Raw genomic sequence first — 23,311 nt, forward strand, 5'->3', positions numbered from 1 at the left:
ATAGCTTAACAATGGCGATTAAAATCAGAAAAGAAGATGCTTTGGGCTACCATTCCCAAGGCAGTCCAGGAAAAATCGAGGTCGTTCCGACGAAACCACTCTCCAGCCAGCTAGACCTGGCCTTGGCCTATTCACCAGGAGTGGCAGAGCCTTGTTTGGAAATCGCCAAGAAGAAAGAAAACGTCTATAAGTATACTGCAAAGGGAAACCTTGTGGCCGTGATTTCTAATGGAACTGCCGTACTGGGCCTTGGGGACATTGGGCCTGAGGCGGGCAAACCTGTCATGGAAGGAAAAGGCGTTCTTTTCAAAAAATTCGCAGGTATCGACGTTTTCGATATTGAAATCGACGAAAAAGATCCCCAGAAACTCATCCAAATCATTAAATCCCTTGAGCCTACCTTTGGTGGGATCAACTTGGAAGACATCAAGGCCCCTGAATGCTTCGAAATCGAGCAGGCGCTCAAAGAGCAAATGCAAATCCCTGTCATGCACGATGACCAGCATGGAACGGCTATCATCTCGGGAGCAGCCCTGCTAAATGCACTAGAAATCGTTGACAAAAAAATAGAGGACATTCGCTTGGTGGTTTGTGGTGCAGGTGCCGCAGCTGTTTCCTGTACCCGTTTTTATATGTCATTAGGGGTAAAAAGGGAAAATTTGGTAATGGTCGATATTGAAGGAGTTATCCGGACAGACCGGCCAAACCTTGATGAGATCAGGAAGGAATTTGCCACTTCACGGGCAGCTCTCCACACCCTTACCGATGCGATGAAAGGAGCGGATGTATTTCTGGGCCTTTCGGCAGGAAACATCGTTTCTCCTGAGCAAATCAAATCCATGGCGGACAATCCCATCGTTTTTGCGTTGGCAAATCCGACCCCGGAAATAGATTATGACCTGGCCACCTCCTCCCGTGATGACCTCATCATGGCCACAGGAAGATCTGACTTTCCCAATCAAGTAAACAATGTCCTGGGCTTTCCCTACATCTTCAGGGGAGCACTGGACGTAAGGGCGACGGCCATCAATGAAGAAATGAAGCTGGCCACTGCCCAGGCCATTGCCAAGCTGGCCAAAGAACCTGTTCCCGAAATTGTCAATAAGGCGTATGGTGATGACCAACTGGGTTTTGGAAGGAATTACCTGATTCCAAAACCATTGGATCCAAGACTGATCACCACCATCGCACCCGCCGTGGCCAAAACAGCCATGGAAACGGGCGTGGCCCAGAGGGCTATTACCGATTGGGAGACCTATGAATTGGAGCTTCAAGAAAGGATCGGCATCGATCAGCGCTTGATGTCCAGGGTGATCGCCAGGGCCAAAAAACAGCCTAAGCGCGTGGTATTTGCGGAAGCAGACAATACCAAAATCCTGAAAGCTGCCCAGCTCATCAATGATGAACGGATCTGTGATCCTATCCTGTTGGGCAATAAAAAGACCATTCTCAAGCTTATAGAGGAACATTCCCTGGACCTGAGCAATGTACCGATCATTGATCCATATGAAGAACCAGAGCGACTCGAAAAATTCGGGAACCTGCTCTATAATAAACGTCAGCGCAAAGGCCTGACACCTTTCGAGGCCCAGAAGATGATGCGTGACCGCACCTACTTTGGAGCCATGATGGTGGAGACAGGTGAAGCCGATGCCCTGATTTCCGGTCTTACCAAGGATTATCCAAAAACCATCCTTCCTGCACTGCATGTCATCGGAGTGAAGCAGGACGTGGACAGGGTAGCGGGGATGTATATCATGAATTCTGACAAAGGCCCATATTTCTTTGCTGACACCACCGTAAACGTGGATCCTACTGCTGACCAAATTGTGGAAATAATCGGGTTGACTGCCGATGCGGTAAAATTCTTCGACCTGGAGCCAAAAGTAGCGGTACTCTCCTACTCAAACTTCGGTTCGGCAAAAGGAAATACACCGACCAAAACAGCCCTGGCTACCGCCAAGGCCAAGGAAAAATTCCCCGACCTGATCATCGAAGGAGAAATGCAGGCAAATGTGGCCATCAACGAAGCCATCCAAAAGGAAAATTATCCTTTCAGTGCCCTTGCCAACAAAAAAGCAAACACGCTGATCTTCCCCAACCTCAGCTCGGGGAACATTGCCTACAAACTGTTGGCAGAAATCGGCAATGCAGAGGCCATCGGTCCGGTTTTGTTGGGGATGAACAAACCCGTTCACATCCTTCAACTGGGGAGTTCAATACGGGAAATTATCAATATGGTAGCCATTGCTGTAGTGGATGCCCAAAGTCATGACAATATATGATCGATTATCTAAAAGGAAAACTGGTTGTTAAGGATCCTACCTTTGTAATAATTGACATCAACGGTATCGGTTATCACGTCAAAGTATCGTTAAACACTTATTCGCAGATCAAGGATGAGGAGCAAGTCAAGCTCCTCACCCATCTGCACATCAAAGAAGATGCACATACGCTTTACGGATTTAAGGAAGAAATGGAAAAACGGTTGTTCCTACTGCTGATTTCCATTTCGGGAGTAGGTCCAAACACCGGGCTGATGATCCTTTCTTCGCTGTCAGGAGGAGAGTTGGAAGCGGCAATTGCCCAGGAAGACCATAAGACCATCCAGCGTGTCAAAGGAGTAGGTGCAAAGACCGCCCAGCGTATTGTTTTGGAGCTAAAAGACAAGATAAACAAGGATAACCTGACCGAATCCCATCTGGTTTCCAGTGGCTTTATCCAACAAAACCAGCACCTCAAAGAAGAAGCTTTGCAAGCATTGATTACCCTGGGATTTACCAAGGCAGTGGCAGAAAAAAATATTGCCGCTGTTTTGAAAAAAAGCGGCTCAGAAATTTCGTTGGAAGAATTAATTAAAGCATCTTTAAGGTCAACCTAATTTCTAGGAAGTTTGACTATTACTGGATCATATTTTTTTAAAGGCTTTAGCAACCCAAAAAACTTTTCAGCAACACTTTCACTGTTGTTGGCGGTGTTTCTTTTGTCCGGGTGGCAAGCCGCACAGGCGCAAGGCGTCTCTTCAGATAGTATTCCAAGTAAAATGGATTCACTAGAAGAGCGAAGGGCGTTGCCATCTTTTCTATTATGGGACAATTACCGTACCAATCCACTCTACCCGAAGCAGAGTCCTTTGGATTACCGTCATTCACCATTTTATAATCAAGCTCCTCAAGAACAGCAAGTGGAAATCGAGCTGGATTCCACCCTGCAATACCGTGTGTATGACCAAATGGATTCCACCGATGTCAATCCTGGCTATAGGTTCGACTTTGAGGAATTTTCCAAAATCCAAGAGCTGCGGATGCGCCAGCAATATTGGCGTGACCGCTCCAAGGGCATGTACGGCGAAAGTGCCGTCAGCGGACGGGGGCTGATCCCACCTATCACCATGAGCCCTACTTTTGATCGGCTTTTTGGTGGAAGTGAAATCAATATTGTCCCCACAGGCTATATCAATTTGGACTTTGGCGGGATCTTTAGACGCATTGATAACCCTTCCATTCCCATCCGACAGCAGCGTAATGGTGGATTTAATTTTGATCAACAGATCCAGATGAGTGTCAACGGAAATTTGGGTGAAAAGATGCAGATCAATGCAAACTTTGACAGCAATAATTCCTTTGACTTCCAAAACCAACTGAAGGTCGAGTACCGGGGCTTTGAAGAGGATATAATCAAGAGCGTAGAAATCGGGAATGTCAGCATGCCTGTCCAAAACAGCCTGATTCAAGGCTCCCAGAACCTTTTCGGAGTAAAAACCCAACTTCAGTTTGGCAAGCTCTTTATGACGGCCGTCGCCTCCACTCAGCGGGGGCAGCGTGACGAAATCGTCATCGAAGGCAATGGACAGGGACGACCCTTTGAGCTCCGGGCATCCGAATACGATGACAACAGGCACTTTTTCCTGGCGCACTTTTTCCGTGAAAACTACGAACGATGGCTCCGGGGACTTCCCCAGATCCTCTCCGGGGTAAATATCACCCGGGTGGAAGTATACATCATGAACAGGGCAAACAATACCGAAACCCTAAGAAACTTCACGGCTTTCATGGACCTTGGTGAAGGGAACCGAATTTACCGGCCTGGCAATCCCAACATCGGCTCGGGCACACCCGGAAGTCCAGCTTCCAATGATGCCAACGACCTGTTCGATAACCTGACAGCCAATCCCAATTTCCGGCCATATGATCAGGCTTCCAACCAGATCGAAAGTGGCCTGGGACTGGTCAAGGGAACCGACTTCGTCCAGGTGAATGGAGCCAGAAAGCTGGCAGACAATGAATATACCTTTCATAAAGAACTCGGCTACCTGAGCCTGAACAGGAAAATCCTCAACGATGAAGTGGTGGCCGTATCCTTTGAATACACCTATAATGGACAGGCCTATAAGGTCGGGGAAATGTCCGAAGACTACCAAAACCGTCCTGAATCCGATGTGCTGTTCCTCAAGCTCCTGCGCCCTGCCCGGATCAACACGAATGTCCCCACTTGGGACTTGATGATGAAAAATGTTTACAGCTTCAATGCCAACCAAATCCAAAAGGAGGGCTTCCAGCTCCAGGTAATCTACCGGGATGACCGCACGGGTCTGGACAATCCCAGTCTATTGGAAGGGCAGCAGGTCAAGGATGTTCCTTTGGTCCGGCTGATGGGGCTCGATAACCTCAATCCACAAAATGACCCTGCACCGGACGGGAATTTCGATTTTGTTCCTGGATTGACCATTTTGCCAGAAAAGGGAATGCTGATCTTCCCCAAGCTGGAACCCTTTGGCCAGACATTGGCCGATAATTTCCTGCCCAATGAAGAAAGCTTGAAGGATAAATTCGTCTATGACACGCTATACCGTACCACCAAGGCCGATGCCGAGCTGGTCACACGACTTAACAAATATTATATCAAAGGTAGTCTGACAGCCGGATCTTCCTCAGAAATCATGCTTCCTGGCCTGAATATCTCCGAGGGATCCGTTATCGTCAATGCAGGTAATATTCCCCTGACCGAAGGGGTGGACTATACGGTGGATTATAATATTGGAAGGGTCATGATCATCAATGAGGGCATATTGGCCTCCGGCAAAAGGATTACCATCAGTTTTGAAAAAGCAGATTTGGTATCCTTCCAGACCAGAAGCCTTCTGGGGACGCGCTTTGATTATGTCTTTAATAACAACTTGACCCTTGGGGGTACCTTCCTATACCTGAATGAACGTCCCAACATCACCAGGATCAGTACGGGAAGTGAAACCATCAAAAACAGCCTTTGGGGACTTGACTTAAACTACAGTGAAAAATCAAGATGGTTGACAAAACTGGCCGATGCACTGCCCTTTACCGATACCAAAGACGAGTCTTTGGTGACCTTTAGTGGTGAATTTGCCCACCTAATTCCCGGGACTTCCAACCAAGTCGATGGGGAAGGCGCGTCCTATATCGACGACTTCGAAACGGCCATTACCCCGTTCAGCCTTGGCGGCAGCCCACAGAACTGGAAACTCTCATCCACACCAAAGACCAATGACAACAGGTTTGACATGAGCATGCAGACCGAGGACCAATTGGGCAATGCCTACCGAAGGGCGCGACTTGCATGGTACAATATTGATAACGTCTTTTACCGACGAAGTGGCCAAGGAGTGCCTGAAAACATCACTGACGAGGATCGCCAAAACTACTATGTCAAGTCCTTTTCTCCTCAGGAAATCTTCGAAGGACGTGATCAGGACGCCATTGTGCTGCCCGAGCCTTTGTTTGACCTGGCATATTATCCTTCCGAAAGAGGGATGTACAACTATAATCCCGCCCTGGACAGTGAAGGCCTCCTTCCCAATCCGGAAGACAATTATGGCGGGATCTCCAGGGTCATCACCTCTGATGTGGATTTTGACCGGACCAATATCGAATACATCGAATTCTGGATGCTGGATCCTTTCATCTCCGGGCCGAATGGGCGGGTTCTGGATGGGGTCTTCAACGAAAACAACACCACAGGGGGAAAGCTGGTCTTCAACCTTGGTGAAATTTCCGAGGACGTGATGAAAGACGGCCGCCAGGCATTTGAAAACGGCCTTCCAAAAGATGGTGATCCTTCCGAAACCACTGAAAACGAATGGGGCCGGGTCACCAACCAACAGTACCTGACACCAGGTTTTGACAATTCTCCGGAATCACGGGCATTTCAGGACGTGGGACTGGACGGGCTAAACAGCGAGCAAGAAGCGGATTACTTTCAGGACAGGTTTTTGAGCCGATTAAATGTAAATGGCGAAGCTTATGAAAAGATCGCAGCGGATCCATCAGCAGATACATTCCAGTACTACCTTGGAGAGGAACTCGACCAGCAGAACGTAAAGATCCAAGAGCGGTACAAGTACTTCAATGGTATGGAAAACAACACCCCCATTTCGGCCAATTCCAACCAAGCCTATACGGCTTCCGGCTCCAATAAACCCGACAACGAAGACCTCAATGGTGACAATACCATCAATGAGGTGGAAAACTATTATGAGTATGAAATTGACCTTGAACCGGGAGGTTTGGAAGTAGGAAGAAACCATGTAGTGGGGAAATCCACCCGTAACGTCAACGGCCAGGACATCACCTGGTACCAATTCCGTATTCCCGTCAGACAGCCTGACAATGTCCAGGGGGACATTTCAGGTTTTAAGTCCTTGCGGTTTCTCCGAACATACCTGACCGACTTCGAGCAGCCAGTAGTATTGAGAATGGCCCAGTTCAGGATGGTCGGCAGCCAATGGCGGACTTTCCGTGAATCACTCTATGAGCGGGGACTCTTTGAAGTACCTGAACCAGATGTGTCCAATATGACCGTGGGCGTGGTCAATATCGAAGAAAATGGCCAGGGAAATTCCAGGCAAAGCCCTTATGTCCTTCCTCCGGGCATCAACCGCGATCGGGACAACACCTCCACCGTGGAGCGGCAGCTCAATGAACAGTCGCTCAGCCTGTGCATAGACAACCTTCAAAGCCGCGATGCCCGGGCGGTATTTAAGAACAGCAACCTGGATTTGGTACAGTATGGAAGGCTTAAGATGTTTTTCCATGCTGACAGTGAAGACGCTTTGGATGGGGAACTTACTGCTTTTTTACGGCTGGGAACAGATTACACGGACAACTACTATGAGATCGAAGTACCGCTGAACATCACACCAAAAGGCACCCGTGATCCCAGCCAAATCTGGCCAAGTGCCAATGAAATAGACATCGCTATCGAGGAAATCGTAGGGGTAAAATCTGCAAGGGACAATAACCAGCATCCCCAAAACCTCCCCTATACCGAACAGGTCAGGCAGTATAATGTAACGGTAGTGGGCCGGCCGGAACTAAACTATGTCCAGGGATTGATGATCGGTGTACGAAACCCGGCATCTACTGGAAGCGCCAGCAAATCCATCTGTGTCTGGGCAAATGAGCTGAGGGTGGTTGATTTCAACAAATCCAATGGCTGGGCGGCCAATGCACGCCTGAATGCCAAAATTGCTGATGTGGCTACCATTTCCAGCAGCATCCGCCACAATACCTTTGGGTTCGGTGGTCTGGAAACGCGGCTTTCTGAAAGGTCCCGGGAGTCCACCACACAGTATGACGTTTCTGCAAACGTCCAAGTGGACAGATTACTCCCAGCAGGATTAAACCTGAGCATTCCTATGTACGTCAGCATGGAAAACAGCACCACAAAACCGCAGTTCGATCCGTTAAATCCTGATGTTCCATTTGAGCTTGCCTTGAGCAAATTCCGGACTAACTCCGAACGGGAAGCCTATCGTGACCTGGTACTCGATCAAGTCAAGCGCCGTAATATCAGCTTCTCCAATGTACGAAAGCTGCCCGGTGAAAAGAAAGAGAAAAACCACATTTATGACCTGTCGAATTTTTCCTTTTCCTACGCCTACGGGATCGTAAAGCAAAGTAATATCAACACCGAGGATTATACTTATGAATCATACCGCGGCAATATTTCTTATAATTATGCTCCCAATCCGGTGGTCGTGGAGCCGTTTAAAAATTGGGGAATATTCAAAAGCCCCCATCTTCAGCTGATACGGGACTTTAACCTTAACCTGGCCCCCAGTCAGGTCACCGCGAGCCTGGATGTAGACAGAAAATTCATGCGCACCCAGTATCGAAATGACCAGCTGACCACCGATGGGGTAGATCCTCTTTTCCAGAAGAGCTTTTATATCAACCGCTTTTTTGGCCTCAACTGGGACTTAACACAGAACCTGAGCTTTGACTATCGTGCAAATGTCAATGCCATCGTGGACGAGCCACAGGGCGATCTGGACACGGAAACCAAGCAGGATTCGGTTAAAAACAACTTCAAAAAATTGGGAAGGCCTACCAATTACAACCACTCCTTCATTGCCAATTATACCATACCGCTGGACAAGGTACCGGCGCTGGATTGGATAAGTGCCGATTTCAGGTACGAAGCCACTTACAGTTGGCTTACCGGTTCCATTGGCCAAAGGGATACCCTGGGAAATGTGATCCAAAATACCAGAAACAGGACATTGAACGGAAAAATGGACTTTGTAGGGCTCTATAACAAGTCTGCCAAATTGCGCGCACTGAACGCTCCAAAACGGCCAAGCATTCCAGGTCAAAAAGAAAACCAGCAAGACAGCATCACCACCGATGGCTTTGGCAACGGACTCCTGAAATTTGCCATGATGCTGAAAGAAATCTCCGGTCAATACAGTATTACCGAAGGGACCTTTTTGCCCGGCTATATGGAAAACACCGGATTGTTCGGGCTGGACAGGAGTTTTATGAATCCGGGACTTGGCTTCCTGTTTGGTAGCCAAAATGCGGACATCCGCTATGACCTTGCCAACAGGGGTGTCATGGCCCCCAGTTCGGAACTCACACAGGCATTCCGGCAAAACCAGGTGAAAAACCTGCAGGTTCAAGCCATCCTGGAACCCACGCGGGATTTTAGGATCACCTTGGACATGAGAAAAAGGGAAACGGGCCAATACAGTGAAATTTTCCGTAGCGAAAGTGAGACCAGCAGTGACTATCTCTCGGTAAACCCTAATCGGTTGGGAGCCTATAACATCACTTACAATATGATCAAGACCACATTTGCCAAGGATGATGCTGATAACAATTCTCCACTATTTGATGATTTTGAGTCCTATCGGTCCGTGATCAAAGGCAGACTGGATGCTTTCAATCCAGGGGGAGAATACAATATCAATGGGCAAGATGTACTGGTCCCCGCTTTTCTGGCGGCCTACAGTGGCAAGTCTCCCCAAGAAATCCCATTGAACCCATTTCCTAAGTTCCCACTGCCCAATTGGCGTGTGGAATACAGAGGGCTTTCCCGCTTGTCCCTGTTTGAAGAAAGTTTCAGCTCCATCAACCTGACACACAACTATACCTCCACGTACGATGTGAGCAATTTCTCTTCTTCCCTACTCTACCAAAATGGCCTGGAACTGTACAATAAGCTTGAAAATTATCCGGCTGCCAGCATGACCGATGAGTATGGCAGTTATATTCCGGTATTTATCCTTAACCAAGTGGTCCTATCCGAACGGTTTGGCCCATTCATTGGCGTGGACATCCTGACCAAAAACCGGATGAACATCTCATTTGAGTTCAACAAAGAAAGGGCCATCGGGCTCAACTTTTCCAACGCCCAGGTTACCGAACAAAAAAGTAAGGATTTTAGGTTTGAGCTGGGCTATACCAAGTCCGGTGTCAAGATCCCTTTCAAGATCCAAGGGCAACAGGAAATACTGGACAATGACCTGGAAATAAGGATCAGCACCAGCATTGTGGATACCCAAACGCTCCAGAGGAAGCTGGAGGAAGGCAGCACCATTACCAATGGCAATGTCAATTTGCAGTTCAGGCCAAGCCTGGGCTATATCATTAACCAAAACCTAAAAGTGACCTTCTACTTTGACAGGACGGTGAACGATCCGCGGATAACCACAGCCTACCGCAGAAGTTCCACGGCCTTTGGAGGACAATTACGATTTAATTTAGGGCAATAGGTTTTATGATTTGTCGAAAGCTTGTATTTTTGGCTTTACTTAATCCTAAATATAACATATGGACTTCCCTAAAGACTTAAAGTACACAAAAGACCACGAGTGGGTAAAAATCGAAGGAGACACCGCGACAATCGGCATTACTGAATTTGCCCAAAGAGAATTGGGTGACATCGTATATGTGGAAGTGGAAACCGTCGGTGAAACTATTGAGACCGGAGAAGTGTTTGGTACAGTAGAGGCCGTGAAAACCGTTTCGGATCTATTCATGCCACTAAATGGCGAAATCACTGAATTTAACGAAGAACTGGAAGGTTCTCCGGAACTGGTCAATGATTCACCTTATAAAGACGGCTGGATGATCAAAGTGAAATTTGAAGGAGCACTTCCTGACGATCTGCTTTCTGCCGAAGCTTACGCCGAACTGGTTGGTGAATAAGAAGGAGTATTTTAGCGAGCGACTATTACCTGCTATCATTTGGTCTCTCATCCTGGCTTGGTTGATCCTTTCACCCGGCAACAAACTGCCGGATGTCTCAAAAGTGCCGGGCATGGACAAGATTGGCCATTTCGGTTTATTTGCAGGGCTGCTCTTCTTTTGGAACAGAGTCTGGAACCATTCCCATAAGCCTTTTAGCAAAAAGAAATTTATTACTAATTATTTAGTTTTAGGAATTATTTTTGCTATATTGGTAGAATGGTTGCAGCAACTGGCTCCTAACAGGGCATTTGACCTGTTGGATATTGCCGCAAACTTGTTGGGAAGTGCAGTCGGTACCGTTTGTTTTTATATTTTATATAAGAAGAAAAGTAAGCTTGTATAAGTAAAAATAAATGGTTAGAATTGTTATCGCTAAGAAGCAAAGAATTATTAACCTTTATATGAAGTATTAAACTATGGAAGCTAAAAAGACACCAAAAGCTGATCTGAGCAAAAAGTCAGGAATGTTCCTGAACTTGGGGCTTCTTGTCAGCGTTGGTCTTACGCTGTTTGCTTTCGAGTACAAAACGTACGAATCAGGAGAGCTGATGGATCTAGGAACAGTGGAAGACGATTTCGAGGAATTATTGGATATTCCTATCACCGAACAACCGCCGCCACCACCACCACCAGTAGAACAGCCTATCATCGAGGAAATTCCTGATGAAGTAGAAATCGAAGAGAAAATAGAAGTAAACTTCGATGTGGAAGTGCAGGAGGAAACAGTGATCAAAGAAGTAGTGATTGCCGATGCACCTGTACAAGAGAAAGCTGACGAGATCTTTGACGTGGTAGAAACCATGCCAACTCCTCCAGGAGGAATGGAAGGCTGGAACAAATACCTAAGCAAAAACCTGAAATACCCCACCCAAGCACGAAGAATGGGAATCGAAGGAACGGTATATGTAGTATTCGTAGTAAATACGGATGGTTCTATCCAAGACGTCGGTATCCTTAGGGGCATTGGAGGTGGCTGTGATGAAGAAGCCATGCGTGTAGTAAGAAACGCACCTAAGTGGGAACCCGGTAAGCAAAGGGGACGACCGGTTAGGGTAAAAATGAGATTACCGATTCGATTCAAGCTTAGCTGATCGATCGAACAATTTATAGTAAAAGGGCTGTCATTAATTTGACAGCCCTTTTTTTTATTATGTGCTATCACCATTATTTAAAAATTATGCACCAAGGAATATTTCACATTAAAACATGTCCACTTGGCACAGGAAAAAGCTGTTTTCTTTCTCACTGAAAAACGCTAAAGAGGGTGTTTTTACATAACTTGTTCTTCTCCAGTAATTTCAGGGCTTGTTTTACCTGATCATCGAAATAATTGATCTATGCCAGTTAATCCCTGAATTTGGATATTGACGGGTCGGTACTTGGATTAAGTGGCAGTGGAATTATAGAGCCTTGCCCCGCGGATTATGCGGCCCCTTGAAATAACTGTAAACGCAAAAATTATCCCCTTTGGTTTTGGCTTCCTGCAGGAATTCATCAATCCTTTCATACTGGGGAATTTCCCTTCGCTCAATACTGTACAACTACCCATAATCAAACCGTCTGGGGAAGAATGCGTCGCTTCTCAGCTCAAGCCATTCTATAGCCTAATGGCTGAAGATTATCCATGGCGGATGTTATGTTTTCTCTTATATGTACTTTCAGTTCCGAACGAGCAAACGTTCATTATGCAGGCTATTTAATTCCTGCAAAGTTGTCTTCGCTACATTTATGGATATTTCAATAATCCTGCTAGAAATCATAAATGTTCCATTCCTTGGGGGCTTGGAATCCTTCTTTGCCGATGTGGTAAGGGGGGACTTCCATGGGTGGATTGATCGACTCGAAAGCCTTAATCCATGAATTCAAATTTTGAAATGCTTCCCCCATTTCATTGCTTCTGTTCTTGGCTTCAGTAGGATCATTCCATAGGTCAAACAATACATCTTCCTTTACATTCATAGTTGGATTTCCACCGCTTTCCAAAACCAATTTCCATCTATGGTTCACTGCCGCTCCACACCCCAGGTAAAAATTCCTTTCAATCGTGTCCTTCTGTCCATTCCAAATGGTTCGCATACTCCTACCATCAAGTGCATTTGGAAAACCTACTTCAAGGCCAACAATATCGGCCAATGTAGGTAAAATATCTATGTAGCCCATCACTTGCTCACTTCTTTTCCCAGCTTTTATATGATTTTCCCAATAGACCAAAGCAGGCACCCGTACACCCCCTTCCCACTCTTGGAATTTGTGACCTCTCAGGCCACCTGAACTTCCAGCATATGCTGGTGCAGGGCCATTATCACTGTGAAATATCACTATGGTATTGTCGGCAATTCCCTCTTCGTCCAGGGCTTTCATGACCTTTCCTATCCCTCGGTCCAAAGCCATCACCATCGCATGGTACGTTTGCTCCTTTGTGTTTCCCCTGCCTTCTCTTCCATAATCTTTCTGATGGGAAAACCGTGGCTTCCCTGGGTCAAAACCGCAAGCAATCAAATCTTCCTTTTTAGCCTGGAGCGGGCTGTGGGGTGCATTGAAAGCTAGGTAAATGAAAAACGGCGCATCACCCTTATATTTCTGGATGCATGATACCGCCTCATCGGCCAATAAATCGGTAGCGTAACCTTGGTCATGGCTACTCTCATAATCATTATGCCAATCCAGTTCTCCCTCTCTTTTGTGGGTAAAGTAATCGATGGCACCATTAAAATGGCCATAGAAATGCGTAAAACCACGACTCATTGGGTGATATTCTTTTCTGGAATGCCCCAAATGCCATTTTCCTATCATGGCACGATGCTGATACCCAGCATTTCCAAGGATTTCCGGCATAAATACCTCTGAAGTATCTACTCCAAAATCCCTCCAAGGAGGAATAACGGTTTCCCTTAATCCAAAGCGATCAGGATACCGTCCTGTCATCAGTCCTGCCCGAGTGGGTGAGCAAACGGGCGCTACATAGAACCGGTTCAAAACCATCCCACCACTGGCTAAATCATCAATATGGGGCGTGGGAAATGTACTCTCATTAAATCCCACATCCCCAAATCCCAAATCATCGGCTACGATCAGTATGATATTGGGCCGTTCTTGGCCTTTGGCAGCTAAGGGTAACCATAATAGGCAGACTAAAAGGGGAAGTGCTGCAAAAGTTCCACTCAATGTTTTTGAAGGCATAACGGTCGGTTATTAATGTTCAAACTAAATTAACATGTCTTTATTGGTCCCACCGGAATTGCTCCGATAAGGCTTTTGGCCTGCTTTAACTATGTATCTGGTGATGATCGATTATCGATGAAGGCTTGCAAGTCTCCCTTCTTATTATCCTTTGACTCACATTCTCCTTTGTATTCAGACGGAGGAACGCCATATTTCTCTTTAAACGCCCTGCTGAAGTAGTTGGGATCATTGAAGCCCACTTTGTAGGCTACTTCCGAGACATTGCTTCCTGCTTTTAATAAGTTGGTAGATTTTTTCAATCGGATGGCCTTCACAAATTCAGTGGCACTGAGATTGACCAGTTTTTTTAGTTTCATGTGAAGGAGGGTCCTGCTGACACCAGCTTCTTTACTGAATCCCGCGATATTGAAAGCAGGATCATCCAGGTTCTGATGAACGATCTCGATCAGTTTGTTGAGGAATTTATGGTCCTTATTGTTTACAGGACGCTCATAATTGTCCACACTTCCAAATTTCAGGAAATGGTGTTTTAGACTATTCCGGGACTCCAGGGTGTTCTTCACCATAAGTCTTAGCTCCTGTAAATTAAATGGCTTGGGTAAATATGCATCCGCTCCGATCTCCAACCCTTCGATTTTACTCTCCATAGTAGATTTGGCGGTGAGCAATATAAATGGAATATGACTGGTGTCGATATTATTTTTAATGGTGATACAGAGTTCGTCCCCGCCCATTTTGGGCATGACCACATCGGAAATAATCACGTCTGGAACACGTTTGCCTATAATTTCTAACGCTGCAATACCATCATTTGCCGTGGTCACTTTATAGCATCTTGAAAAATAGGAGGCCAAAAATTTTCGCATCTCTTCATTATCTTCCACTATCAACAATTCATAGGTCACTTCCCCTTCAAGATTATTTTTTTGTGAATCATCTGCTTTGACTTCCAGATGGTAATAGTCTTCATCGATAAGGAGGCCTTTATTGCCTTCGACTTTAATGTACTCTTGTTTCTTATCTGAAGTAGTTTGAAGCGGAAGGTTTACGGTAATCCTGGTCCCCTGATCCACGGTACTTTCTGCAATTATGGAGCCACCGAGGTATTTGGTAAGGCTATTTACCAGAGCAAGTCCAATCCCTGATCCTGCTTCAGCTGGCGATGGATTATCTCCTTGATAGAAAGGCATGAATATTTTATCCAGTTCCTCTTTTGGCAAGCCTCTACCATTATCTTCCACGTGGATACTGAGCCAGGCATGCCCAGGAATAGCTGATGCTTTCATTTCGGCTTGCATCGTAATTTCACCAAATGTCGGAGTGCTCTTGATTGCATTTGACACTAGGTTAGTGACGATCTTTTCAAGTTTATCATCATCAAATAGCGCCTCGAATGCCCGACAATCAGTTGTAAAATGATAGGTAATATCCTTTTTATGGTAAAGCGGTACAAAAGCCGAAAAAGTATCTCGTAAAAATAAGATCACATCTCCCCACTTCGGTTTTAGGTCGGTATGATCGGATTCAGTTTTTCGAAACTCCATCAACTGGTCAATTAAGAAATGTAAACGCGAAGCATTGCGCTTTATCAATTTAAAATCCTCCTTTTGATGGCTGGAATGGTCCTGGTGATCCAGAAATTTATCAATTACCGCTATGATCAATGTCAGGGGAGTCTTGAATTCATGGGAGATATAAGTGAAAAAATTGAGCTTGTGTTGGTTGAGCTCCTGCATTTTTTCCTTTTCTACCTTTTCCAGCTGATAGGTCATTTTTTCCTGATGCCTGAGATAAAGATACCTTCTATATCCAAAAACGGCAGCTACGACCAATAACCCATAAATGACCTTAGCCCAAGATGTCCACCAAAAAGGCGGTGCCACGGTAAGTAAAATCGTTCTTTCTCTGGACCATACACCATCAGGATTCGCTGCCTTTACATGGAAGGTATACCTCCCGGGGGACAGGTTGGTGTATGTGGCTGAATGCTTTTCATCTGGCTTGTTCCAATCTTTTTCAAACCCTTCCAAATAATAGGCATAAACATTTTTTCCTGGCGAAAAATAATTGGTGGCCACAAAATCAAAGGTAATTACATTTTGGCTGTACTTTAAGGTGATCGACTCTACCTCGTCAATCTGCGAAAAAAGTATCCCGTCGGCCCCTCCCACTTCCAATGGTTTGTTAAATAGCTTCAGTTCCGTAAAATGGATGCTAGGAGGAGTCTTGATAGCATTAATGCTGTCTGGGTGAAAATGATACATTCCATTTACTGTACCAAAGTACATCCTCCCACCTTTATCCTTATAACTTGACTTAAAGTTAAACTGGGCATCCTGCAGCCCATTGGATTTATCATAGATCTTCGTTTGACCGGTTGTTGGGTCCAACACGGTCAGCCCATTATTGGTACTGAGCCAAAGGTTACCTTGCTGGTCTTCCAGAATTCCATACACATTATTATTGGACAATCCATCGCTTTTGGTAAAGGCGCTAAAACGTTTAGCAGTCCTGTCCCATTGCAGTACACCTCCATTAAGGGTCCCAAACCAAAGCCTGTTTTTGGAATCTTGAAATACATGAATGACCTTGTTTACAGTAAGTCCATGGTTATCATGATGATCCTTGTTAAACCATTCCAATTGGTCTGTAACAGGATCATATCTGAAAATTCCATCATTTCTGGTACAGATCCAAATCTTGCCTAGGTCATCCTCCAACAAATCATACACAAAACGCTCTCCCACCCCTTGCGGTTTGAACTTTCTGAAATGATCCTTCTTTCTATCATAAATATTGATACCTTCCCATGTTCCCACCCATAAATTGTCCCTGGAATCACACAAGAGGGAAAACACATTGTTATGTGAGATCGTGGAACTGTCGGTGGGGTCGTGCCTATAGTTTGTGAATTTACCAGTGGCGGGATCGTACCTGTCTAGCCCTTCCAGGAAAGTCCCCAGCCAGATATTTCCTTCCCCATCTTGCTGGAGGGCATGGACATTATTTCCACTGATGCTGCTCGGACTGTTTTTACTGGTAAAATAGGTGAAATGTTGGCGTTCCTTGTCCCATACGCTCACTCCAGCATCTTCGGAGCCTATCCATAACCTTCCCTGCCTGTCCTCTGTGAGCTGGCTTACCGCTTTTCCGCTTAAACTATTTTCTCCACCATCAGGAACCACCTTGACAAAACCCGATTCCCGCAACTTCACAAAATTCACCCCACCAAAGTAGGTTCCCATCCACATGATATTTTCCCGGCTTTTAAGAATACAATATACTGACTGATCACTTAGGGCATAGGGAGACTGATCAAAGGACTGTGCATAATGCTCCGTGTTTCCGCTCACCTTGTCATAAACGTACATACCCTTCTCTGTCCCGATCCAAATCCTGTTCTGATCGTCTTCATTGATTGCACGAACCAATGAAACCGCTGATTTCTCTTCGGCCGTTTCCACCTTTTCGAACTTGTCTTTTTGGGGCAGATACCAAAATGCCCCTTCTTGGGTACCCACCCACATCGTTCCTTGGTTGTCCTTAAACAGACAGTAAAAATTATTCCTTGTCTTTAGATTAGGCTTGAGATCGGCATATTCCTTGATAACATCCCCCATCTTGTTCACCAGATAGACGCCCTTACTGGTCATCAACCAAAACACATCCGTTTTATATTCGGCAATTGCCAGGGTATTGCTTTCCTCACTTAATCGAGTGGCCTTATTTTGTTTATCAATCAGATAAAGTCCGCTTTCTGCACAGACATAAAGCAAAGCATCACTCGATTCGAAAAGACATTTGATATAGCCAAGGGGTTTCCCTTGATAATGGATATTTTCAACCCTATCAGTCTGATAATCATACCGGTCCAACCCTTCTGATGTTCCGATAAAAAGTCGCTGTTCACTCGCAGGTTTCAGACAAAGAATCCTATCAGCGCTCAACCCTCCTGTATTCTCTTGCCCATTATAATACGTCTTCAATCCATAACTATTGTACCTGTTGAGCCCTTCACGCGTACCTATCCATATATATCCCTTATGATCCTGGGCAATAGTATATACCGTACTGTGTGAAAGGCCGTCATGGGTAGTTATCTTATGGAACACTGGTTTTTCTCCAGCAGTTGTTTCCACTGATATTGCTAAAGCAAGAAACAATATGCAGAGCACAATCCGTTGCATGGTAATTTGGGTTATGGGCGTTCGGGAATTCCGTATTTCATTATGGTAGGTTACGCTTCCAAAAGAGCACTTTAGCAGACATTTCTTTGACCATTTCAGGATGACTATCTGCTATATTTCTGGTCTCTGCAATATCTTTGGAAATATCATACAGCTCCACATGGGTGCTATCGTCATTTATGAGCAGCTTATACTCCCCCTCCATGATGGCCAGCCGGGGACTTCTGTACCTTGGATTTCCGGGTGATATATCAAACCGACTTCCATATTCCCAATAAATGGGAGCTGATCGACCGGATTCCTTTCCCTGAAGCACTTGACTCCTGTTTTCTCCATCCAATGCCACCGTGGGTGTCTCCAAGTTCAGGAGATTGGACAAGGTAGGCAACAAATCTGTAGCATGCACGGTGGACTCCATAACTTTTCCTGGGGTGATATGCCCTGGCCATCTGGCCATAAAAGGCACCCTGATACCTCCTTCGTAAAGGCTCCACTTCCTTCCACGAAATGGACCGGCATCTCCTGGGGGATTATAATTTTCTTTGTAATAATAGCTCCAGTCGGTGGGACCATTATCACTGGTAAGGATAATGAGGGTATTGTCCAACTCCTCCATATCCTCTAAGCCTTTCAACAACCTACCAATCTCTTGATCGAGTTGGTAAATTACGGCCAGGTACTCCTGAAGGTAATGATTGTTGGCGTAATTTGGAAACAGGCCGAGGTGCTTTTCCTTTGGGCGGAACGGATCATGTACATCATTTGGCCAAAGATTAATGTAAAATGGTTCACCCTTGTTTTTTTGTATAAACTCCAAGGTTCTGTCTACATAAATAGGTGTCTTCTGGTGCTTCTCTACCCATGTGATCTTTCCCCTGCCCAGTTCAGCACTTTGTTTGGAAAGCCCGTCATTTTTATCAAGCAAGCGATCTCCGAGCCCTTCAAATGAAACCAAGGACTCATCAAACCCGTAAGACGCTGGTAAAGGCGCTTCTCCAACATCCCTGCCTCCTCCCATGTGCCATTTACCAAAGTGGGCCGTTGCATAGCCTTCTGCTTTAAACATATCGGCTATCGTAGGCACGCTTTCATCCAAATAATTGGCCATGCCCCTTTTTTCATTGCGCTCCCTACTGGCCAAAAATGAAGTGATTCCAAATTTCGAAGGATACTGCCCTGTCATTAACGTTATCCTGGAAGGAGAACAAATGGGTGACCCAACATAAAACCTGTTGAGGGTCACCCCTTCTTTTCCTATCCTGTCCATATTGGGAGTGGTAATATCGCAATTTCCATAAGCACTCAGATCACCATAGCCCATATCATCGATAAAGATCATGATGACATTCGGTTTATCTTCTATGCTACTACTGGTTTGACCATAGCTGTAATAGGGCACCATCCACAAAACCAACATCCATAGGATGGCCGGTGGGAATGATTTCACATTGGACAAGGTATAAAATAGTTTAAACGGTATCATATTCTTTAATGGTAATTGGTTTTGTTTATCAGCCTCCTTGGACAAAAGATATAGATTACATGGAGCTTTTCATTGCCCAATCATATCTGAACTATACAATCCCATGTCAAAGGCTCCTTCTCCAGGATCGGCGCTGACTCTCACTGCTATTACATTTTTGCCTGTTTTCAAGAATTTCTCTGCCCCTTCCAAGGAGATGTGGGTATAATGTCTTTTCCGCCCCCCTCCATCTTCAAGGGTACGCACCAATTCCCCATTAATATAAAGTACTGCTTTTGACTTGGGGGCGTAGTATTTGAGATAAAGCTTATTTGGTACCGCTTGCACATGAAAATCCCTTCTTAGGTACAATTCACCTCCCTTCCAAGCGGAAGAAGGGGGTAAAAATGGATTGGCACTTCCACTAAAAGGAGCTGCGCATACCTCCCAATTTGCATCATTGTAATCCATTAATATCCAGTCTTCCCGTGGTGGTTGCATGGTGATTTTCCAGTCAGAAGGCTTGTGTTCGGAATCAGGCAAAAGCGCATGCTTTTTCCACCATGGTTGGTAAAGCGGTGCTATCCATTCACGTACCTTTGAGGGATCCAGCTTGACCACTTCCCTATCATAGGTCATTAGTCCATTTACCTCTCCTTCCACATCGGTGGTTTGCGTGTAAATTGCTGCTGACAATCCCCAGCTGATCAGTCCTTCGAGATTTTTGATGATGGCCTGAAACTCCTTTTCATAAACCGCCTTATCTTCATACGTCAAGTAACCCCAGTTACGCTTGTTCCACCAGAGGTGGTTGGGTACTGGCAGTCCCACTCCTCCAAATTCCCCCAAAACAGAGGCCCTGTTCTCTTCTGGCAGCTCCATTCCTGGCCCAGGATAGAGATGCACATCGATCATATCCCCCACTTTTCGGTCTGCCCAGCCACTGGGAGCATCTACTAACCTGCTGGGATCGTATTGTTTTGTCCAGGTGGCCAGTTTTTCGGTTTCATATTGACCCCAGCCTTCGTTAAGCGGGACCCATACCAAGATAGAGGGAAAATTAAATAAATTGTCGATCATCGCCTTTAATTCCGCCTCAAATTGGACAGCAGACTCCAACGGCCGTTTCCAATCCTGTTGGGCATCGTGTTTGACATGTTGGGTGTCTTTTTCCTTGCTTATAAAGCCTGACGGCATGTCCTGCCAGACCAGCATCCCCATTTGGTCACAATGATAATAGAATCTGGCTGGTTCCACTTTCACGTGCTTCCTAAGCATATTGAAGCCCATTTCCTTGGTCATTTTGATATCATACACCATCGCTTCTTCAGTAGGGGCTGTATACAGCCCGTCCGGCCACCATCCTTGATCCAAAAGCCCAAATTGGAAAAGTGGCTCATTGTTCAGCATGATGCGGGAGTAACCGTTTCCATCTTTGCCAAGGGAAACTTTACGCATTCCAAAATAGCTTTCCACCTCATCGGTTATGGCTCCATTTGTATCCTTTAGGGATATTTGCAAGTCGTAAAGATGTGGATGGTCTGGAGACCATAATACCATTTCTTTCAGAGGTAATGAGGTGGAAAAATACGCCGATTTTGCTCCCAAAGCTATCGCTCTTTTGGCTACTTCAATACCTTCTGTGAAGGCGGTAATTTCTACCACATGATCACTGGAAAGTGCTGAAAGTTCAGCTTCTATTTTTACTGTTTTATGATCAATATCCGGTGTAATAAAAAGTGCTTTGATATAATCCTGAGGCACCTGCTCCATCCAGACGGTCTGCCAAATTCCTGTCACTGGAGTATACCAAATGCCTTTCGGGTCGGATACTTGCTTTCCTCTGGCCTGCATCCCTTCGTCAGTAGGATCCGATACACGTACTAACAGCTCGTTGTCTCCTTCATGAATATAGGCTGAAATATCAAAGGAAAAAGGGTCATATCCACCCCTGTGTTCTCCAACTTTCTCTCCATTGATATAGACAACTGTTTCCCAGTCCACTGCACCAAAATGTAGCAAGGTATGCTGCCCTGTCCCCGAAGGATCACCGGTGAGGTTTCTGCGGTACCAAAGGTAGTGATCGCTTCCAATCGTTTTTTTAACACCACTTAAGGTAGATTCTATTGGAAAGGGCACCATTACTTCACCTTCAAAATGATCCGGTTGGCCCGATTTGCGTGGACTAATGACATAATCCCAAGTCCCGTTAAGGTTAGTCCATTGCTCACGTTGGAGTTGTGGCCTGGGATAGCCTGACCAGACATTATCCCCATCCACTTGGTCTGTCCATCGGGTTTTCATTTCATAAGAAAGGAGCTCTTCATTTTGCTCTTGGCCGTATAATGGCTGCAGTCCAAGGAAAATGATACAGGCCTGTAAAAAACCTGTGAGGCGATAAGCATTCTTCATTGATCAGTCTTTATGAGTTGAATAGGTATTATTTATAATATTACGCTGTTGGGGCCACTACCTGTAAAAGGCCAGTCGATGCCTCTCCCAAACAGGGATAAAGGCATCAACTGACTGACCTTAACCCTCAATATCCTTCATTCTGAACCAAGTTTTCATTGGCATTGATTTCACTCTGGGGGAAAGGGTATAAAACATGGTAGGGCTTGGCATCTTTATCCCTGTCCAGTGCCTGTTCGATAAACTTCCCATGACGAAGCAGGTCACTTCTTCGCTTGGCCTCTGAATAAAATTCCCATGCCCGCTCATCGAGAATTTGGTCCCTTAATCCAACTTGGTCAAAGGCACCGGGTTGCAACAGTTCCATGTTCTGGCCAGCTCTTTGCCTAATTTGATTGATCAGGTCAATGCTTTCCTGATTGGGCCCCTGCAATTCATTGAGTGCTTCGGCCTTGGAAAGTAAGATATCCGCATACCTCACCACAGGAAAATCATTTTCCTGATCTGCCCCTATACGCCCTGGATCCCGAAATTTAAAACTCCTGGAATTGTCATTGCCCAATAATTCCACCTGCTGTCCATCATTGCTGACATAACTGGTGAGGATGAGGTTTTTCCGGCTATCATCAGGATCAAAAGAATTGACAAAAGCATCATAGTAGCGGAATTGGGCGGCAAAGTTGGGGCCATCTTCAGGATAGGCAGGAGGCAGTGAAAGTGACAGCCACTCGGTGCCCATACCGGATGCATCCCTTGTCTGTGGCATGACAAAAATAAACTCCGAATTGCCTTCATTTTCAGGTGCGAACATTCCCTCATAATTGGGATAAAGTCCATACACTCCAAGACCAATGACTTCATCGGCTGTATCCATGCATTTTTGCCATTGTTTGGAGTTCAAGAAGAATTTGGTCAGCACAGCCAATGCTGCACCTTTCGTGATCCTGTTTTCTTCTGCCTGTATCACAGGAAGCATATCTGCAACCGCCCTGAGCTCATCTTCGATAAATTGGTTCATTTCACTTGCAGGTGTCTTTGTTGGATACAATTCAGGAGTACTGCTCAAGATCAGTGGTACTTCCCCAAACCATTTGTTCAAAAGGTAATAATTGAACACACGGATAAAACGGGCTTCGGCTATGCGCATGTCTTTTTCGGTTTGGGTAAATGTCACGCCCTCTACATTGTCCAAAAACAGGTTTACGTCCCTAATCGCATTCCAAAGGCCATCATAAGCTCCTCCAATCCAGGGGTGTTCTGCATCGAAGGTAAAATCCTGGATAAAAGCAGCATTCCTTCCCTGCCCTCCGCCTGTTTCAAAGAACAAGTCGGAAGGTCCCTCTTCAAGGTAGTGCCACTGTATCAGCCCAAACCGGTGGACTTGCATATTCCCATAAGCTGAATTAAGCAAGGATTCCAGCCCAACTTCATTATTGAGGATATTGTCAGGAATGAGCTGGTCAAAGGGTTCCTCTGCCAATTGCTCTTCACAGGAATTCAACGTTGACATTAGCAAGAGTCCAGCGATATATAGATTAATTTTTTTCATTTTCTTCAAT

Annotated in this window: 11 protein-coding genes; 6 read left to right on the forward strand and 5 right to left on the reverse strand. The window is 45.6% G+C overall.

The features are described from left to right. The first annotated feature begins 11 nt into the window (after window positions 1–11). From FKX85_RS19140 to FKX85_RS19165, 6 genes are all read left to right on the forward strand, one after another. On the forward strand, window positions 12–2,285 hold the full coding sequence (locus FKX85_RS19140; RefSeq protein WP_141616260.1) for an NADP-dependent malic enzyme: 2,274 nt from the start codon (window positions 12–14) through the stop codon (window positions 2,283–2,285). Continuing rightward, window positions 2,282–2,881, forward strand: coding sequence for a Holliday junction branch migration protein RuvA (gene ruvA, locus FKX85_RS19145; RefSeq protein ID WP_141616261.1), 600 nt, complete (start codon window positions 2,282–2,284; stop codon window positions 2,879–2,881). Before FKX85_RS19140 ends, ruvA begins: the two co-directional genes overlap by 4 nt. 162 nt (window positions 2,882–3,043) lie before the next feature. Continuing rightward, a complete protein-coding gene (gene sov, locus FKX85_RS19150; RefSeq protein ID WP_229239685.1) occupies window positions 3,044–10,030 on the forward strand; it encodes a T9SS outer membrane translocon Sov/SprA in 6,987 nt (2,328 codons plus the stop codon). Window positions 10,031–10,088: 58 nt separating this feature from the next. Next, on the forward strand, window positions 10,089–10,466 hold the full coding sequence (gcvH, locus tag FKX85_RS19155) for a glycine cleavage system protein GcvH (protein WP_141616262.1): 378 nt from the start codon (window positions 10,089–10,091) through the stop codon (window positions 10,464–10,466). Beyond that, window positions 10,459–10,851 carry a VanZ family protein gene (locus tag FKX85_RS19160; RefSeq protein ID WP_229239686.1) on the forward strand — a complete coding sequence of 131 codons (393 nt, stop codon included), beginning with the start codon at window positions 10,459–10,461 and terminating at the stop codon, window positions 10,849–10,851. Before gcvH ends, FKX85_RS19160 begins: the two co-directional genes overlap by 8 nt. A 73-nt stretch (window positions 10,852–10,924) precedes the next feature. Beyond that, complete coding sequence (locus tag FKX85_RS19165; RefSeq protein WP_141616263.1) at window positions 10,925–11,599, forward strand: energy transducer TonB; 675 nt, start codon at window positions 10,925–10,927, stop codon at window positions 11,597–11,599. 658 nt (window positions 11,600–12,257) lie between these two features. On the opposite strand, the gene FKX85_RS19170 is transcribed toward FKX85_RS19165, so the two are convergent. The 5 genes from FKX85_RS19170 to FKX85_RS19190 all read right to left on the reverse strand — a co-directional run bounded on the left by FKX85_RS19170 (window position 12,258) and on the right by FKX85_RS19190 (window position 23,301). Then, the gene (locus FKX85_RS19170) at window positions 12,258–13,688 is read right to left on the reverse strand and encodes an arylsulfatase B (protein ID WP_141616264.1); all 1,431 of its coding nucleotides are present in this window, start codon (window positions 13,686–13,688) and stop codon (window positions 12,258–12,260) included. 89 nt (window positions 13,689–13,777) lie between these two features. Then, entirely contained in the window at window positions 13,778–17,803 is a 4,026-nt protein-coding gene (locus tag FKX85_RS19175; protein ID WP_168196294.1) for a hybrid sensor histidine kinase/response regulator transcription factor, read from the reverse strand. Between the two features lie 115 nt (window positions 17,804–17,918). Then, the gene (locus tag FKX85_RS19180; RefSeq protein ID WP_141616266.1) at window positions 17,919–19,361 is read right to left on the reverse strand and encodes a sulfatase family protein; all 1,443 of its coding nucleotides are present in this window, start codon (window positions 19,359–19,361) and stop codon (window positions 17,919–17,921) included. A gap of 69 nt (window positions 19,362–19,430) precedes the next feature. Beyond that, window positions 19,431–21,752 (reverse strand): glycoside hydrolase family 2 protein, encoded by a 2,322-nt coding sequence (locus tag FKX85_RS19185; RefSeq protein WP_141616267.1) that lies wholly within the window; start codon window positions 21,750–21,752, stop codon window positions 19,431–19,433. Window positions 21,753–21,879: 127 nt separating this feature from the next. Next, window positions 21,880–23,301 (reverse strand): RagB/SusD family nutrient uptake outer membrane protein, encoded by a 1,422-nt coding sequence (locus FKX85_RS19190; RefSeq protein WP_141616268.1) that lies wholly within the window; start codon window positions 23,299–23,301, stop codon window positions 21,880–21,882. Between the last annotated feature and the right edge of the window lie 10 nt (window positions 23,302–23,311).

The organism is Echinicola soli (assembly GCF_006575665.1).
Classification (GTDB): Bacteria; Bacteroidota; Bacteroidia; order Cytophagales; family Cyclobacteriaceae; genus Echinicola; species Echinicola soli.